Annotated in this window: 3 protein-coding genes; all 3 read left to right on the top strand. The window is 70.9% G+C overall.

Annotation, left to right across the window (positions count from 1 at the left end):
- The first annotated feature begins 1 nt into the window (after nt 1).
- The 3 genes from ABTV10_RS14285 (at nt 2) to ABTV10_RS14275 (ending at nt 18,159) form a co-directional block, all read left to right on the top strand.
- Nucleotides 2-757 carry a succinate dehydrogenase/fumarate reductase iron-sulfur subunit gene (locus ABTV10_RS14285; RefSeq protein WP_499027915.1) on the top strand — a complete coding sequence of 252 codons (756 nt, stop codon included), beginning with the start codon at nt 2-4 and terminating at the stop codon, nt 755-757.
- Nucleotides 758-1,091: 334 nt separating this feature from the next.
- Nucleotides 1,092-1,469 carry a hypothetical protein gene (locus ABTV10_RS14280; RefSeq protein WP_499027913.1) on the top strand — a complete coding sequence of 126 codons (378 nt, stop codon included), beginning with the start codon at nt 1,092-1,094 and terminating at the stop codon, nt 1,467-1,469.
- Nucleotides 1,470-1,719: 250 nt separating this feature from the next.
- Nucleotides 1,720-18,159 carry an amino acid adenylation domain-containing protein gene (locus tag ABTV10_RS14275; protein WP_499027910.1) on the top strand — a complete coding sequence of 5,480 codons (16,440 nt, stop codon included), beginning with the start codon at nt 1,720-1,722 and terminating at the stop codon, nt 18,157-18,159.
- Nucleotides 18,160-18,186: the final 27 nt, after the last annotated feature.

The following is an 18,186-nucleotide window of genomic DNA, read 5'->3' as shown; positions in this document are numbered from 1 at the left end:
CATGGGCTACGACGCGAAGTTCAAGGTGTGGCGCGGCGACGCGTCCGGCGGCGCCCTACGGGACTACACCGTCGAGGTCAACGAGGGTGAGGTGGTGCTCGACATCATCCACCGAATCCAGGCCACGCAGTCGGCGGATCTGGCGGTGCGCTGGAACTGCAAGGCCGGCAAGTGCGGTTCGTGCTCGGCCGAGGTCAACGGTCGTCCCCGGTTGATGTGCATGACTCGGATGTCGACGTTCGCCGAGGACGAGACCGTCACGGTGACACCCATGCGGACCTTCCCGGTCATCCGTGACCTCGTGACCGATGTGTCGTTCAACTACGCGAAGGCGCGCGAGATCCCGTCCTTCACGCCGCCTCCCGGGCTGGCGCCGGGCGAGTACCGGATGAAACAGGTGGACGTGGAGCGCTCGCAGGAGTTCCGCAAGTGCATCGAGTGTTTCCTCTGCCAGAACACGTGCCACGTGGTCCGCGACCACGAGGAGAACAAGGAGGCGTTCGCCGGGCCGCGCTACCTGATGCGGATCGCGGAGTTGGAGATGCATCCGCTGGACACGGCCGACCGGCGCGACTCCGCGCAGGACGCGTTCGGTCTCGGCCTGTGCAACATCACCAAGTGCTGCACCGATGTGTGCCCGGAGGACATCCACATCACCGACAACGCGCTCATCCCGATGAAGGAACGGGTCGCCGACAGTCGATACGACCCGGTTGTGTGGTTGGGTAACAAGCTTTTTCGTCGCGGCGGTCACTGACCGGCCGATTCTCCGGCGCGGCTGCGCTCCGATCGGATCGGTGTGTCAACTCCCACACCGAAATTCGAACCCATCGGTTGGCACTCCCTCGCGCCCGGTGCTAGTTTGGGGTGCACGCTCGATCCGCTGTCCGTTCGGGGGGCCGCGGGCGCCGGAGTTGTTGTTCAGGAGATGTATTGCTGTGCCGCGCTTCGAGCCTTTCGTCGACGTAGATGCCGACGCGCTCGCGCCGAGCGTCGCCGGATCGGGGCGCTGAATTCGAGAGCACTTCTGCCGCTTGCGATAACGCCGTCTCCTGGTCGGCGAGTTCTTTCGATCCACTCCATCTCGTTCGGTGACCCCGCGCTCCCGCTCCACCTGCCCTGTTTCAGAAAGCACCACGATGTCTCTCGTAGCCGATTCCCCGACTCCGGATTTCGAACAAGCCGAAGAAAAGTCCTCGCCCGTCGCGCCGGTGCTTCGATGGCTTCGCGCTGAGGGCAGTGACACGTCGATCGCCCTCGGCGCGTTGTCCGTGATCACCTTCTGGACGTTCGGTCTGGGGATCTTCCTCGGTATCGGCGCGATCGGCGCCGGCGTCGTCGCATCCCGGTCCGGGGTGGTCGAGGACAGTGAACCGAAATCGCTCGAGGCACTGTTCGGCATTCTCAGCGGCGCTTTGGGCGTCGTGGCCGGTGTGATCTTCCTGGCTGTCGCCGGTCCGCAATGGTGAGCGACTCACCGACCGGTCACGATTGATCCTGCACGCGCCCGAGACCTACACGAAATCGTCACTCGCTCGGGCATGACGGTCCGTCGTATCGTTGGGGCAATGACGAACATCGACGCAATTCCCGCCTCGTCGAACGCCCCCGGCGTTCGGACGAGGAGGATCGGCTCACCCAGTCCCGACTGAGGCGACGGCGTCGGGCTGATGCCCGAGCATCGGACCGTAAGGTCCGCGCAGGCCGCGATCGACGCTCATGGAGCTGCCATTTCGAGTCGAAGGGGCGCCCGCCACGACGGACGCCGGTGAGAGCCTGCCCGAGTCGACCGGCCCCGCGGCCGGCTGCTCGGAGCCAATGCCGCTCACACCCGCGCAAATGGGGCAGTGGCTCGCCCAACAGCTCGATCCGAGCGTGCCGATGTCGGTGGCGCAGTACCTCGACATCCGCGACGACGGGAACCAGCTCGATATCGAAATGCTCTCGCGGGTCGCATCTCGAGCGGCCCGCGAGTTCGGTTCGGGTCTGATTCGTCTGGTTATGGTGGATTCGCGGCCGCACCAGGTCATCGACCCCAGCCTCGATACGGGTACCCGGCTGATCGACCTGCGTGACGAGCCGGATCCGCAGGCGGCGGCGCGGGAATGGATGCGCCGCGATGTGGAGGCACCGCTGGACCTGCTGCGTGACCGCCTCGCAGTGTCGGCGATGCTCCGAGTCGCCGACGATCGATACTTCTGGTACTCGCGTACCCACCACATCGCGCTCGACGGCGTCGGGGCCGCGTCGATCCTCTACCGCATGGCGGAGCTCTACAACGCCGCGATGGAGGGGCGCGAGCCACCGCCCAGCCGGGCCCACGATCTCGCGTCCGTGCACGCCGCGGAGGCCGCGTACGTCGGATCCACGCGATGGGAGGCCGATCGCGACTACTGGAACGAGCTCGCCGCCGGCATGCCGCAGCGGTGCAGTCTGGCCGAACGCTCGGCGCCTGCGCGGGCTCTGAGCCGTGACGTGGGGGGCGGGATCGAACCCCGCACCGCGGCGGCCCTCGAGGCCGCTCAGGAACGGTACGGGGCGAGTGTCGCCGCGCTGGTCGCGGCGTCGATCGCCGCCTACACCGCCCGCCACACCGGCAGCGACGACATCGTCCTGAGCCTGCCGGTCTCGTCGCGCACGACGGCGGTCCTGCGACACTCGGGCGGAACACTCGCGAACGTCGTGCCACTTCGGGTCACGGTCGGCGTTCGGACGAGCGTGTCGGAGCTGGTGGCGGACGTGACGCACGCGCTGTCCGGCGCGCTGCGCCACCAGCGGTATCGGCATGAGGAGCTGCGGCGGGACCGCGGCGACCGCGGCGGCGGCCGAGGATTCGCCGGGCCGCTGCTGAACCTGATGATGTTCCCCGAGAAGCTGCGTTTCGGTGCGACGCGGACCGACCTCGAGGTGCTCTCCTCGGGACCGATCGAGGATCTGCTCGTCAACGTCTATCGCTACGGCCCCGCGGGGACGATCCGGCTCGACTTCAAGGCCAATCCGCAGCTCTACGACGACGACACGCTGCACACCCACTACGAGCGGTTCACGCGCCTGCTGAACGGGCTGCTGACCGCTGATCCGGACACGCCCGTCGGGGAGCTGCCGATCGTCGACGACGTCGAACTGGCCGCCCAGCTCGCATCGTGGAACGTCCCGGGGACCTCGGTCGAGGACGTGCTGCCGGACCTCGTCGCGCGCCGGGCGATTCTCACCCCGGAGCGGGTCGCCGTCGTCGCGGACGGCCGCAGGCTCACGTACGCCGAGTTGGCGGAACGCGCGAATAGTCTTGCCCGGCACCTGATTACGTCGGGGGTTGGGCCGGAGACCGCGGTCGGGGTGGTCGTCGACCGGTCGGACGATTTGATTGTCGCGCTGCTGGCGGTCCTCACCGCGGGCGGCGGCTACGTGCCCGTCGAGGCCGGCACGCCCGCGCCGCGGCGCGACTACGTCCTCGCCGACGCCCGGGTTTCCTGCCTGGTGACCACCTCGGCGTTCGCGGCCGAACTCGACGGTCACGGCGCCCCGGTCGTCGTGCTCGACGACCAAGCCACCCGCGATGTCCTCGACACTCTGTCGCCGGCACCGCTCGGGGACGCCGAGCGGTGCCGTCCACTGCGGCCGGACCACCTCGCGTACACCATCTACACGTCCGGATCGACCGGACGGCCGAAGGGCGTGCAGGTGAGTCACCGCAGCGCGGCGGCGCTGCTGATGAACGCACACGCGGCGTTCGAGACGGCCGCCGACGACGTCTGGACCGTGTTCCACTCGTTCGCGTTCGACTTCTCGGTGTGGGAGATCTGGGGTGCGCTCACGTCCGGCGGCACCGTCGTCGTGGTCGACCGCGCCACGGCCCGCGCGCCCGACGCGGTCGTCGCGCTGCTGCGACGCGAGCACGTGAGCGTGCTCAACCAGACCCCAGCGGCCTTTCTGCAACTCGCGGACGCCGAGCAGGCGGGCGAGCGCCCGCTGACGGACCTGCGGCGGGTGTTCGTCGGTGGTGACGACTACGACCAGCGTCGGATGGTGCCGTGGCTCCAACGACACCGCGACGACGGATCGTCGCTCGTGAGCGTCTACGGCATCACCGAGACGACCGTCTTTCTCACCGCACTCACGATGGACCTCGCCTCGGCCGAGGCCCCGGGCAACCTCGTCGGCCGCGGGCTGCCCGGGGTGCGGTTGCATCTCCTGGACCGCGGGCTCCGCCCCGTACCGGTCGGCGTGGTGGGCGAGATCTACGCGGGCGGCACGCAGGTCGCCCGCGGTTACGGCCGCCGCGCCGGGCTGACGGCGGCGCGATTCGTCGCCGATCCGTTCGCAACTGACGGTGGTCGGCTGTACCGGTCGGGGGACCTCGCCCGGTGGGACGCGGACGGGCGCCTGGTGTTCCTCGGTCGCAGCGACTTCCAGGTCCAGGTGCGCGGATTCCGAGTGGAACCCGGTGAGATCGAATGGGCCCTGGCCCAGTGCCCCGGAGTCGCGCACGCGGTGGTGGTGCCCCACCGACCGGAGGGCGAGCCGGTGCGGTTGGTCGCGTACGTGGTGCCGGAACCCGCGGTGGTCCTCGATCCGCAATCGGTGCGCGAGCACGTCGGCGGCGTCCTCGCGCCGTACATGATGCCGGCGGCGGTGATGGTGCTCGACCATCTGCCGCTCACCGTCAACGGCAAGGTGGACCGCAAGGCGTTGCCGGAGCCCGAGTTCGGCGCGTCGACGGGGCCCGGGCGCGCGCCGTCGGGCCCGGTGGAGGAGGCGCTCGCGGCCCTGTTCACGCAGGTGCTCGGCGCCCCGGCGGTGACGGCGGAGGACTCGTTCTTCGCCCTCGGCGGTGACTCGATCATGGCGATCCAACTGGTGTCCCGGGCTCGGGAGGCGGGGTTGTCGCTCACGCCGCACGACGTGTTCGAGCGCCTGTCGGTGGCCGGCCTGGCGGCGGTGGCCACCGCCGTCGAGGAACCGGGCGAGGAACTCGTGGAACTACCCGGCGGCGGCGTCGGGACGGTCGCGCCGACACCGATCGTGCGGTGGCTCGTCGAACGCGGTGGGCCGTGGTCGCGCCTGGCTCAATCGGTCTGCGTCGCGTTGCCGGAGGGAGTCGAGGCGGCTCACCTCAGCGGTGCCGTGCAGGCCGTTCTCGACCACCACGACATGCTTCGGGCGCGTTTCCTCTCGGACAGTGGTGGATTCGACGTACCGCCGCCGGGCTGCGTCGTGGCGACCGACGTGCTCCACCGGATCGAGCCGAGCGGCGAGGCCGGTCTCGGGGCGGCGCTGGCCGCGGCCCGGGACGACGCAGTGGGCCGCCTCGACCCCGAGTCGGGGCGAATGTTGCAGGCCGTGTGGTGCGACCTCGGCCCGGGCCGCCCGGGCCGACTGCTGTTGGTGGTCCACCACGTGGTGGTCGACGGGGTGTCGTGGCGGATCCTGCTGCCGGACCTGGCGGCGGCGTACCGTCAGTTGCAGGCGGGGCGCGCGCCGCTCCTGCCTGCGGTGGGCACGTCGATGCGGACGTGGGCGCACGCGCTCACCGAGTGGGCCGGTCGCGACGTACCGGAACGATCCGCCGAATTGCGTTATTGGCGTGGGGTTCTCGCCGACACCGACCCACCCCTCGGTCGACGCGCGCTCGATCCGGCCGTCGATCTGGCCGGCACGGTCGCGACCGTGGTCGTCGACCTTCCCGACAGCGTCAGCGAGGCGATGTCGACCAGCGTGCCGGAGACGGTGCACGGAGGCGTCGACGACGCGGTCGTCACCGGGCTGGCGATGGCGGTGGCGAGGTGGCGTAAGCGCCGCGGGGTCCCTTCCTCCTCCTCCTCCTCCTCCTCGTGTCTGTGCATGCTCGAGGGCCACGGTCGCGAGGAGCAGGTGATCCCCGGCGCCGACCTGTCGCGCACGGTCGGCTGGTTCACCACCACCCACCCTGTCCGGCTCGACCTGACCGGCGTCGACCTGGACGCCGCGTTCGCCGGCGGCCCAGCAGCGGAAGAGGCACTCAAACGCGTCAAGGAGCAGTTGCGGGAGGCGCCCGACCACGGAATCGGGTACGGCGCACTGCGGTACCTCGGGAATGCCGACGCGATCGAACGTGCTGATCGTCGGCCCGCGCCGCAGATCAGCATCAACTACCTCGGCCGGACGACGGTGGCCCCGGACGGCAACCGGGGGGACTGGCTGCCGGTCGATGAACTCGGCGACTTGGGCGCAACAGTCGACCCGGCGCTGCCCGTCGCCGCCGTTCTGGACATCAATCTGATCACCGTCGACACCGAGACGGGGTCGACGCTGCGGGCGACGTTCGCGTATCCGACCGGTGTGCTCGACGCGCGGGACGTCGAGGACCTCGCGGCCCTGTGGCGGTCGGCGTGCCGGGCGCTCGCGACCGCGGCCGCGCGGCCGGGCGCGGGCGGTCTGACGCCGTCGGATCTGCCGCTGGTACGGCTGGACCAGGACACCGTCGAACAGCTCGAGGACGCCTGCCCGGGACTGTCCGACGTGTGGCCGGTCTCGCCGCTGCAGGCGGGACTGTTGTTCCAGACGGAGCTGACCGGCGACGCGGACGACCCCTACCTGGTCCAGCTCGTCCTCGACGTGCGTGGCCGTGTCGACGGCGACCACGTGCGGCGTTCGGTGCAGGCGATGCTGGATCGGCACGAGAGCCTGCGGGTCGCGTTCACCACCGGACCGGACGGTTATCCGTTGCAGTTGGTTCCGCGCCATGTCGAACTTCCCTGGGCGGTGGCCGATGTGGGTGATCCGGCCGAGGTGGATCGCGTGCTGGGGCGGGATCGTGCGCGCCGCTTCGACATGGCGACGCCGCCCCTGCTGCGGGCCCTGCTGATCCGAACCGGGGACGACGCGTACCGTCTCGTGCTCACCTACCATCACATCCTCCTGGACGGTTGGTCGGTTCCGCTGCTGGTCCGCGAACTGCTCGCGCTCTACGCGGCCGCGGACCCGCACGACGTTCCGGTGTCCCCGTCCTTCGCGAACTACCTGGCCTGGCTCGGCACGATCGACCGGGCTGCGTCGACCGAACGCTGGGTGGAGGCGCTCGCCGGGGTCGACGAGCCGACCCTGCTCGGACCGCCGGGGCGCGGACGTCCGCTGCCGACCGTGCCGCGCGCCGACCGGCTGCTGCTGACCGAGGCCGATACGGCCAGGCTCGACGCTGTCGCGCGCGAGCGCGGCGTCACGATGAGCACCATCGTGCGGGTGGCGTGGGCAATCGTGTTGGGGGCGTGGACCAGACGCGACGACGTCGTGTTCGGTGCGATCGTGTCGGGGCGGCCGCCGCAGATCGACGGAATCGAGGACATGGTCGGGCTGTTCATCAACACCGTCCCGATCCGGGTCACCCTGCACCCGGCCGAGACCCTCGGGGAGCTGCTGGACCGCTGTCACGCCGACCAGGCGGCCCTGCTCGACCACGAACATGTCGGCCTCGCCGACATCGAACGCGCGACGGGCGCCGCGGCGCTGTTCGACACCATCACGGTCTTCGAGTCGTATCCGGTCGATCGCGGCGGCCTCACTTCGGACACCGACATCGCCGGCATGCGGGTCGTCGACGTGGCGGTCCACGACGCGACGCACTATCCGTTCGCGCTCGCCGCCTCCGTTGCCGGCGGGCTGGAGATCCGGATCGACTACGCGCCCGCGCTGTTCGACCGGCGCGAGATCGACGCCGTCGCCGACCGTCTCGAGCGCGTGCTCCTCGCCATCGCGTCCGATCCGGACCGGACGCTGGCCCGGTTGCGGCTGCTGTCGGACGCCGACTACACCCGGCTCGCCCCGGTGCACGGCCGGCCCGGACGGCGCCACCGCACCCTGCCCGGCATCCTGGCGGACGCGGCCCGGATCGACCCCGACGCGCCGGCGGTAACGTGCGGCGCGACGACCCTCACGTACCGGGAACTCGACGCCCGTTCCACGCGGCTGGCGCGGCTGCTGATCGACGACGGGGTGGGCCCCGAGGGTGTCGTCGCGCTGGGGCTGACCCGCTCGCTCGACTTCGTGGAGGCCGTCTGGGCGGTCGCCAAGACCGGGGCGGCGTTCGTGCCCGTGGACCCGACATATCCGCGGGCGCGGATCGACCACATGCTCACCGATTCGGGCGCTCGCGTCGGGCTGACGGTGCGGCGTTGGCGCGACGGGTTGTCCGACCGCGTGTCCTGGCGCGAGCTCGACGCGGACGGGTACCGCCCCGAATCCGCGAGCGCCGCTCCGATCGTCGACGCGGACCGCACGGCGCCGCTGCGGATCGACAACCCCGCCTACCTGATCTACACGTCGGGGTCGACGGGCCTGCCGAAGGGTGTCGTCCTCACCCACCGAGGGCTGGCGAATCTCGTTGCCGCGGAGCGGGAGAACCTCACGGTCACCTCGGAGGCACGGGTGTCGCAGTTCGCCTCGCCGAGCTTCGACGCGTCGGTGTTCGAACTACTCATGGCGTTCGGGTCCGGCGCGCACCTCCTGATCGCCCCGCCCGACGTGTACGGCGGCGAGGACCTGACGCGCTCGCTCGCCGACCAGCGCGAGACCCACGCCTTCTTCACGCCCAGCGTCCTGGACTCGATGCGGCCCGACGGCCTCGACGAGCTGCGTTCGCTCGCGGTGGCGGGCGAACCGTGTCCGCCGGACCTGGTGGGGCGGTGGGCCACCGGCCGCAGCGTGTTCAACGCGTACGGGCCCACCGAGGGCACGATCATGTCGAACATCGCCGGACCGCTCCTGCCCGACGACCCGATCACGATCGGCGGACCCACCCTCGGGTTCGTGGAACTCGTCCTGGACGCGCGCCTGCAGCCGGTACCGATCGGGATGCCCGGTGAGCTGTACCTCGGCGGGCCGGCCATCGCGCGTGGGTACCACCGTCGCCCGGGGCTGACCGCCGAACGGTTCGTCGCGAGTCCGTTCGTTGCCGCGACCGACGAGCCGACGGGCGAGGACGAGGGCACACTGCCCGGCGATCGGCTCTACCGGACCGGGGACATCGTGCGCTGGCGCGACGACCTCACGCTCGAGTACCTGGGCCGCAGCGACTTCCAGGTGAAGGTGCGCGGATTCCGGATCGAGCTGGGCGAGATCGATGCGGCACTCGCGGACCATCCGGGGGTGGAGTTCGCGGCCACCCTCGGCCGGACCGCGCCGTCGGGGGAGACCGTGCTCGTCTCGTACGTCCGTCCGGGCGACGATCCGGCCGTCGAGCCAGGCGAACTGCTCCGCCACCTCGCCGAGCGCCTGCCGGCGCACATGGTGCCCGCGTTGATCGTGCCCATCGGCGAGGTACCGCTGACGCCGTCGGGCAAGCTCGATCAGAAGGCCCTGCCGGCACCGGACTTCCCGACCGGCGGCGACGTGACGGACGTGATCGCCTTCTCGCCGATCGAGGGCATCGTCGCCGAGCACCTGCGTGCGGTGCTGGGCATCGATCGGATCGGGCCGGACGACAGCTTCTTCGACCTCGGGGGCAACTCGTTGATGGCCACGCGGGTCACGCGGCGGCTCGACGCGGCGCTCGACACCGACCTGGACGTGCGGGCGATCTTCGAGGCCCCCACCGTCCGCGGCCTGGCCGCGCGGGTGCTGCAGCGCGGCCCCGGCGCTGCGCACCGCCCGGTGCTGCGGGCGTACGACAGGCCCGACGTGCTGCCGCTGTCGTCCGCGCAGCTGAGGATGTGGTCGATCAATCAACTCGACACGTCGTCGCCCGCCTACAACATCGTCATGGCGGTGCGCCTGCGCGGCGACCTCGATGACCGGGCGCTGATCGCCGCAGTGGGCGACGTCGTCGCCCGGCACGAGGCGTTGCGCACGATGTACCCGGTGGCCGAGGGCACTCCCACTCAGCTGATCGTCGACGCCGAGGACATTCCGCGCGCCGAGTCGCTGTCGGTGGTCGCCGCGGAGCTGCCGGGCCACCTGTTGCGGCTGGCCGAGACGGGATTCGACGTGAGCCGTGAGGTGCCGTTGCGGGCGCAGCTCTTGCGGTTGTCGGGCACCGAGCACGTCCTGGCCGTCGTCGCCCACCACATCGCCGCCGACGGTTTCTCGATGCGCACTCTCGCCCGGGATGTCATGCGCGCGTACGAATCCCGGCGTCGGGGCCGCGCACCGGAGTGGGCGGTCCCGGAGGTGCAGTACGTCGACTTCGCGCTGTGGCAGCGCGAGCTGCTCGGTGACCCCGACGATCCGGAATCGCTGTACCGCAAGCAGTTGGACTACTGGCGCGACACGCTCGCCGGCATTCCCGATGTCATCCCGCTGCCGACCGATCGGCCGCGGCCGCCCCGGCAGTCCTTCCGCGGTGCCGCCGTGGGATTCGACGTCGACGCGGCCACCCATGCGCGGCTCGCCGACGTGGCCCGCCACGGCAACGCGACGATGTTCATGCTGGCGCACACCGCGCTCGCGGTGCTGGTCGCGAGGCTGTCGAGTTCGGGTGACATCGTGATCGGGACACCGGTGTCGGGTCGCGGCGAGGCCGGCCTCGACGACGTGGTCGGCATGTTCGTCGGCACCCTGGTGCTGCGGACCCCGGTGGATCCGGGCGCGGGGTTCGGGGACCTGCTGACGACGGTCCGCGAGGCGGACCTCGCGGCGTTCGCCCGCACCGACCTGCCGTTCGAGCGGCTGGTCGACGAACTCGGGCCCGCCCGATCGACGGCGTACGCGCCGTTGTTCCAGGTGCTCGTCGAGTACCGCACCGACATGTCCGGTTACCTGCAGCTGCCCGGGCTCGAGGTGGAGCCGCTCGACTACGACCTCGCCGTCTCGAAGTTCGACCTGCAGCTGAGCGTGTCGGAGTCCTTCGCGGCTGAAGGCGGTCCCGGCGGAATGCGCTTCGATCTCACCTACGCCACCGACCTGTGGGACGAGGCGACGGTCGCCGGCTTCGCCGAGCGGCTACGCCGGATCCTGATTGCCGCCGCCACGGACCCTGACGGCCCGGTGGGGGACATCGGAATGCTCACCGATGCCGAGCGCGCGGCACTCGAGTCGGGCGACGCGGACGGGACCGCGGTGCCCGAGACGACACTCGCGGACGTGTTCGGCCGCGCGGTCGACGCGCATCGCGACGAGGTTGCCGTCGTCCACGGGACGACTCGGCTGACGTACGGGGAACTGGCCGACCGCGCAAGCCGGCTCGCGCGGGTGCTCGGTGTCCGCGGCGCGGGCCCGGATTGCGTGGTGGCGCTGGCACTCCCGCGGTCCGTCGACATGATCGTCGGGATCGTCGGCGTGGCCCTCGCCGGCGGCGCCTATCTCCCTGTCGACCTCGGTTGGCCGGCCGAGCGCATTGCGGTGGTGCTCGGCGAGGCCGCGCCGGTCTGCGTGCTCACGACCGCCGCCGACGCCGTCGCCGTGCTCGGCGGACCGGCCGCACCGGTCGTTCTCATGGACGATCCGGGGTTCCGGCGCGAGCTGGACGAGGCGTCCCCGGTGCCGCCCACGGACACGGACCGGGCCGAGCTGCTGCGCCCGGACAACACCGCGTACGTCATCTACACCTCGGGCTCCACCGGGCGACCGAAGGGCGTGCAGGTCTCGCACCGCAGCGTCGTCTCGCTCTTGGTGAACGCGCACACCGTGTTCGATCTCCGCCCCACCGACACCTGGACGATGTTCCATTCCTTCGCGTTCGACGTCTCGGTGTGGGAGGTGTGGGGGCCACTGTCGGACGGCGCCGCGACGGTGATCGTGGATCCGGAGGTCGCCCGCTCTCCCGACGACTTCGTCGAGCTCCTGCACCGCGAGGCCGTCACGGTCGTCAACCAGACCCCCGCGTCGTTCTACCAGCTGGTCGGGTCCGCCCACACGACGGACCTCCCGTTGCGGTACGTGTTCGTCGGTGGGGAGGAACTCGCGCTCGAACAGGTGTCCCGCTGGTACGACCAACCCTCGCCGGCGCCGGTCTTCGAGATGTACGGCGTCACCGAGGCCACCGTCATCGACAGCTCCGCAGCCCTCTCCGTCGACACCCTCGCGGACACGTTCGCCGGTGGGATCGGTCGACCGTTGCCGGGCGTGCGTCTGCACGTACTCGACACTCGCCTGCACCCCGTCCCGGTCGGCGTGGTCGGCGACATCTACCTGTCCGGCGCGGAGGTCGCGCGGGGGTACCTCGATCGCCCGGGGCTCACGGCGTCCCGGTTCGTGGCGGAGGTCGGCGGGACCGGCCGGCGGATGTACCGCACCGGGGACATCGGTCGTCGCGGCGCCGACGGCGGCCTGGAATTCCTGGGGCGCAGCGATTTCCAGGTCCAGGTTCGTGGATTCCGGGTCGAACTCGGCGAGATCGAATCCGCACTGCTGCGGTACGACGGCGTCGAGCAGGCCGTCGTGGTGTCGCAGCGCGGTGACCGCGGCGCGGACGACCGGCTGATCGGGTACGTGGTGCCGACCGACGAACGCAGCCTCGACCCGCTCGACGTCCGCGACGGTGTCGACCGGATGCTGCCGTCGTACATGGTGCCCGCGGCCGTCGTGATCCTCGACGAACTGCCCGTGACCGCGAACGGCAAGGTGGACCGCAAGGCGCTTCCGGAACCGGATTTCGCGGCGTTCGCGGGCCGCGGCCGGAGGCCGGCCGGCGCGGTCGAGGAACAACTCGCCGTTCTGTTCGCGGGGATCCTCGGGGTGCCGGCGGTCGCGGCGGACGAATCGTTCTTCGCCCTCGGCGGAGACTCGATCATGGTGATCCAGTTGGTGTCTCAGGCACGGGATGCCGGAATCGTGTTCGTACCGCAGGACGTGTTCGAGCACCCAACCGTCGAACGACTGGCCGCAGTCGTGGCGGGGGAGCACGGCCGCGCGCCCGTGCTCGACGAGATCGACGGTGGCGGAATCGGCCCCGTCGAACCGACCCCGATCGTCCGCTGGCTCGCCGGTCGCCCCGGGACATGGGATCACTTCTCGCAGTCGGTCACGGTGACGGTGCCCGCGGGGATGTCCGCTGCCCAGCTGGTCGCCGCCCTCCAGGCGGTGCTCGACCGGCACGACATGCTGCGGTCCGTCCGGGTCGGATCCGGTTCCGGCATGCACCTGACGGTGCGCGAGCCGGGCACCGTCGATGCGGCCGCGCGCGTGCGCCGCGTCGACTGTTCCCGCGTGTACGACGAGGCCGACCTCGACGCGGTGGCGGCGTGGGAGCGCGCGGCGTCCGTGAGTCGGCTCGATCCCGCGGCCGGGGTGATGGTCCAGGTGGCGTGGTGTGACGCCGGTCCGGAGCGAGCCGGGCGGCTCGCCGTCGCGATCCATCACCTCGCGGTCGACGGCGTGTCGTGGCGGATCCTGCTCGCCGACCTCGTGTCCGTGTGCGAGGGCGTGAGTGCGGGAGAGGCGCCGGACCTCCCGCCGGTCGGCACCTCGATGCGGACGTGGGCGCACGGGCTTCGCGCGGCCGCCGAGGACCCGGAGTTGGTCGCCGAACTGCCCTGGTGGACGGACACTTTGGGGCGTGCGGACCCGGTGCTCGGTGCGCGGCGGTTCGATCCCTGCGTCGACACCACCGCCGAGCAGGTGGCCGTGCACATCCCGGTCGACCTCACCCGGGGACTGCTGGCGCGGCTCCCCGCCGCGTTCCGGGCGAGCCCCGCCGACGTGGTGCTGTGCGCGACGGCGATGACGGCGGTCCGCTGGGATCGCTGGGGCGGGCCGGGGCGTTCGAGCATCGTGGTGTCCGTCGAGGGGCACGGCCGCGAGGAACAGGTCCTGCCCGGGGCCGACCTGTCCCGCACCGTCGGCTGGTTCACCACCGCGTATCCGGTCCGCGTCGACCTGTCCGGTGTCGACGTCGACGACGCGTACGCCGCCGGTCCGGGGGCTGGTGCGGCACTCGAGGCGGTCAAGGAGCAGTGGCGGGCGGTACCACAGCACGGCATCGGGTACGGCTTGCTGCGTCACCTCAACCCCGACACCGCCGCCACGCTCGCCGCTCTCGAGGACCCGCAGATCGCGGTCAACTACCTCGGGCGGTTGTCGGGTGACCGGACCGCGGGTTGGGCGGTGGGGTCCGGCGGACCCGACGCGGTCGCCGAACGCGGGAGCGAGGGACCGGTGCCGTGCCCGCTCGCGATCGACGCGTATGTGGAGGACCGGCCGGACGGACCGAGGCTGTGCGCGGCGATCCGGTACGTGGCCGGCATCCTCGACGCCGACGCGGCCGACGAGTTCGCCGCGTTGTGGCTGGGCGCGGTGCAGGCCCTCGCCGACCACGTCACCGCCCCGGGCAGCGGCGGTCTCACCCCGTCCGACCTGGATCTGGTGACGGCCACGCAGCCCGAGATCGAGCGTTGGGAGACAGCGCATCCGGGCGTTGTCGACGTGTGGCCGCTCACGCCCCTCCAGCAGGGTCTGCTGTTCCATGCCCTGCTCGCGCAGCAGGACGTCGACGCCTACCACGTGCAGTTGGTCGTCGACCTCGCGGGCGGTGTGGACGAGGCGCGTCTGGCGGCCGCCGCACAGGCGCTGATGGACCGGCACGAGAGCCTGCGGACCGTCTTCGACCACCGGGACGACGGAACGATCGTCCAGCTGGCCCTCGGACACGTCCCCGTCGACTGGTCGACCCTTACCGCGACCGACGACGAGGCGGAGGAACTGATCGCGCGTGACCGCGAGATCCACTTCGACATGCGGGAGACCCCGCTGATCCGCTTCCTGCTCCTCGATCTCGGCGGCGGCCGCAGCCGGCTGGTCATCACGAACCACCACATCGTCCTCGATGGGTGGTCGATGCCGCTGCTCGTGGCTGATCTGTTCGACCTGTACCTCACGGGCGGCCGGGCCCTCGCCCGCGCCCCGGCGCCGTACCGCGACTACCTCGAGTGGCTCACGTCGCGGGACACCGGCGCCGCCGAACGCGCGTGGGCGGCGGCGCTCTCCGGGTTGCCGGGGCCCACCCTGGTCGCGGCGCATGCCGCCGGGCGGCAGCTGTCGGCTACCGAGAGCGAACCCGTGCCGCTGGGCGATGCCACCGCCGACGCGCTCGGGCGCACCGCCGAGAACGCCGGCGTGACCGTCAACACCGTGCTGCAGGCGGCGTGGGGAATCCTGTTGGGCCAGATGACGGCGGGCACCGATGTGGTGTTCGGCGCCACGATCTCAGGGCGCACCCCCGCGGTCCGCGGGATGGAGTCGATGGTGGGCCTCTTCATCAACACCGTTCCGGTTCGGGTGCGTCTCGATCCACGCGAGCCCATCCGAGACCTGGTGCACCGGCTGCAGTCCGAGCGCGCCGCACTGATGCAGCACGAGTATCTGGGGCTGACCGCGATTCAGCAGGCTGCCGGTTTCGGTGGGCTGTTCGACACGGCGATGGTCTTCGAGTCGTATCCGATGGACATGCACGCTCTGACCCGCCTGAGCGAGCACACCGGCCTGCGTGCCACGGCGCTGACCGGGCACGACTCCACGCACTACCCGCTGTCGCTCAAGGCGTTCGAGGACACGTGCCTGCATCTGGTCTTGCGCTACTCGCCCGAGGCCGTGGACCCGACCGCCGTCGCCGACATCGCCCAGCGCCTGGGCCGGATCGTCGAGAACATTGCGCATCGCCCGCAGACCCCGATCGGACTGATCGACGTGGCGGGCGAGCGGGGCCGCACCGACCTGGTCGAGATCGCGACGTCGGATCCGGGCCCGGCACGAACGTGGGCCGAGATCCTCGAGACGGGCGCGGCGATCGACCCGGATGCGACCGCGTTGCGATGGCGCGGCACCGACACCACCTACCGCGAACTCGACGAGCGGTCCACTCGTCTCGCGCGCGCTCTCATCGAGCGGGGGGTGGGTCCCGAGGACTTCGTGCCCGTCGCGGTACCGCGTTCGGCGGACTCCGTCGTCGCTACCTGGGCGGTCGTGAAGAGCGGCGCCGCTCCCGTACCCATCAACCCCAAGCTGCCCCCCGGACGCATCGCGTACATGCTGGCCGACTGCGCCGCCGCGGTCGGGCTGACGGCGACCGGGATTCACGGTCTACCGCGGGTCCTCGACTGGCTGGCGCTCGACGGGATCGACGTCAACCGCTACCCGTCGCGGCCGATCCGGGACGACGAACGCACATACCCGATCCGGGCGACCGACCCGGCCTACCTGATCTACACCTCCGGGTCGACCGGTGCCCCCAAGGGCGTCGTGGTCACTCACACCGGCCTGCCGGCGATGACGACCGCGCAGATCGAGCACCAGCGCGTGACGCCGAAATCCCGGATCCTGCATGTGTGTTCGCCGAGCTTCGACGTGTCGGTGCTCGAAATGGTCCTCGCGTTCGGGGCTGGCGCGACCCTGGTGATCGCACCGCCCGACGTGTACGCGGGCGCCGAACTCGAACAGTTCGCGCGAGAGGAGCGGGTCACCCACGTGCTCGTCACTCCCGCGGTGTGCGGAACCCTCGACCCGCGCGCGCTGCCCGACATCGAGGTCGCCGAGATCGGTGGTGAGCTGTTCGGGGCGGAACTGGTGGACGAGTGGGCGCACCGCACGATGCTGCTCAACGCGTACGGGCCCACCGAGTGCACCGTCTGCGTGACCACCAGCGGCGCGCTAGCGTCCGGCGAACCGATCACGATGGGTGGGCCGGTCGCCCGCTCCGGGGTGGGTGCCGTCGTGCTCGACTGCTGGTTGCGTCCGGTGCCCGACGGCAGCGAGGGCGAGCTGTACCTCTTCGGGCCCTGCCTGGCCCGTGGTTATCGCGCGCAGCCGACACTGACCTCGGAACGGTTCGTGGCCAACCCCTTCGGGCCACCGGGATCACGCATGTACCGGACCGGTGATCTGGTGCGCCGCGCCCGCGGGTCCGGACTGCAGTACATCGGCCGCACCGACTTCCAGATCAAGATCCGCGGCCTACGCATCGAGATCGGCGACGTGGACGCCGCCCTGGCCGTGCATCCCGACGTCGAGTTCGCCGTGTCGCTGGGGCGCCAGGCCCCCAACGGCGAGACGGTGCTGGTGTCGTACGTCCGCCTCGGACCCGACAGCGACCTCGACTCGGCCGCGCTCAAGAAGTTCGCGGCCACATCGCTACCGGCCTACATGGTGCCGTCCGCGATCACGATCCTCGACACCGTGCCGATGACCTCCAACGGCAAAGTCGACCGTGAGGCGCTGCCGGACCCCATGTTCACGACCGGCGCCTACCGGCCGCCCGGGACCGAGTCGGAGCAGGTGCTGGTGGACGTGTTCGCCGAGGTCCTCGGGGCGGAACGTGTCGGAGTCGACGACAGCTTCTTCGAGCTCGGCGGCAACTCGCTCAGCGCGGTGCGTGTAGTCGCCGAGGTGCAGTCGCGGCTGGGCCGGGCGCTGCCGATGCAGTGGGTCGTCAGCGATCCGACGCCCGCCGCGATCGCCGCACGGCTCGACGGCGGCGGTCCGTCGATGGACGAGTTGGTGCGGATGCGCTCGGGGGACGGCGCGGAGCCACTGATCTGCGTGCACCCGGCGATCGGGTTGACCTGGTGCTACACCGGTCTGATCCCGTACATCACCGACGGGCGCCCCGTCTACGGAATCCAGTCGTCCGGCGTGACCGTCGGTGAGGAGTCGGCACCGTCGATGGTGGAACTCGCGGGGCACTATGTCGACTTGGTCCGACGGGTGCAGCCGCACGGCCCGTATCACCTCCTCGGGTACTCGGTGGGCGGTGCCATCGCGCACGCGATGGCGGTGCGATTGCGGGCCCTCGGCGAGGATGTCGGGACGCTGGTCATGCTGGACACCCAGACCACCGAGTCGATCCCCGAGGGGTCGCGCACGCCGAGCCTCGGGATGTTGTTCGCCGAGTTCGCGGGAATCGATCCGGACGGGGGCGCCGACGGTGATCTCACCCCCGAACGCGCGGCGCAACTACTCCGCGAGGGCGGCGGCGCCTACGCCAGATTGACGGCGGACGACCTGCGCCGGATCTACGACGACTACCTGCACACGATCAGCCTCGGGCAGGACTACCGTCCCGAGACCTTCGACGGCGACCTCGTGTACGTCGCCGCGGACGGCGGGACTGCGGATTCGCGGACCCCGTGGGACGGTTACATCGCGGGCACGGTTCACACCCATCCCGTGGACTACTCGCACAACCGGCTGACGACACCGGAGGCACTCGCCGTGATCGGGCCGATCGTCGGGCGGTACCTCGACGGCGGGGACCGATGAGCTTGCGGCGCAACCGCGATCGGTGCT

The sequence above is a fragment of the Paraburkholderia sp. RHO2 genome (assembly GCF_050955445.1).
GTDB lineage: Bacteria > Actinomycetota > Actinomycetes > Mycobacteriales > Mycobacteriaceae > Prescottella > Prescottella agglutinans_A.
This window is presented reverse-complemented; position numbering and strand designations above follow the sequence as displayed.

What these genes read in the sequence shown, in the direction of transcription:
- ABTV10_RS14285 (WP_499027915.1), top strand. Translation starts at nt 2, where the DNA reads ATGGGCTACGACGCGAAGTTCAAGGTGTGGCGCGGCGACGCGTCCGGC.
- ABTV10_RS14275 (WP_499027910.1), top strand. Translation starts at nt 1,720, where the DNA reads ATGGAGCTGCCATTTCGAGTCGAAGGGGCGCCCGCCACGACGGACGCC.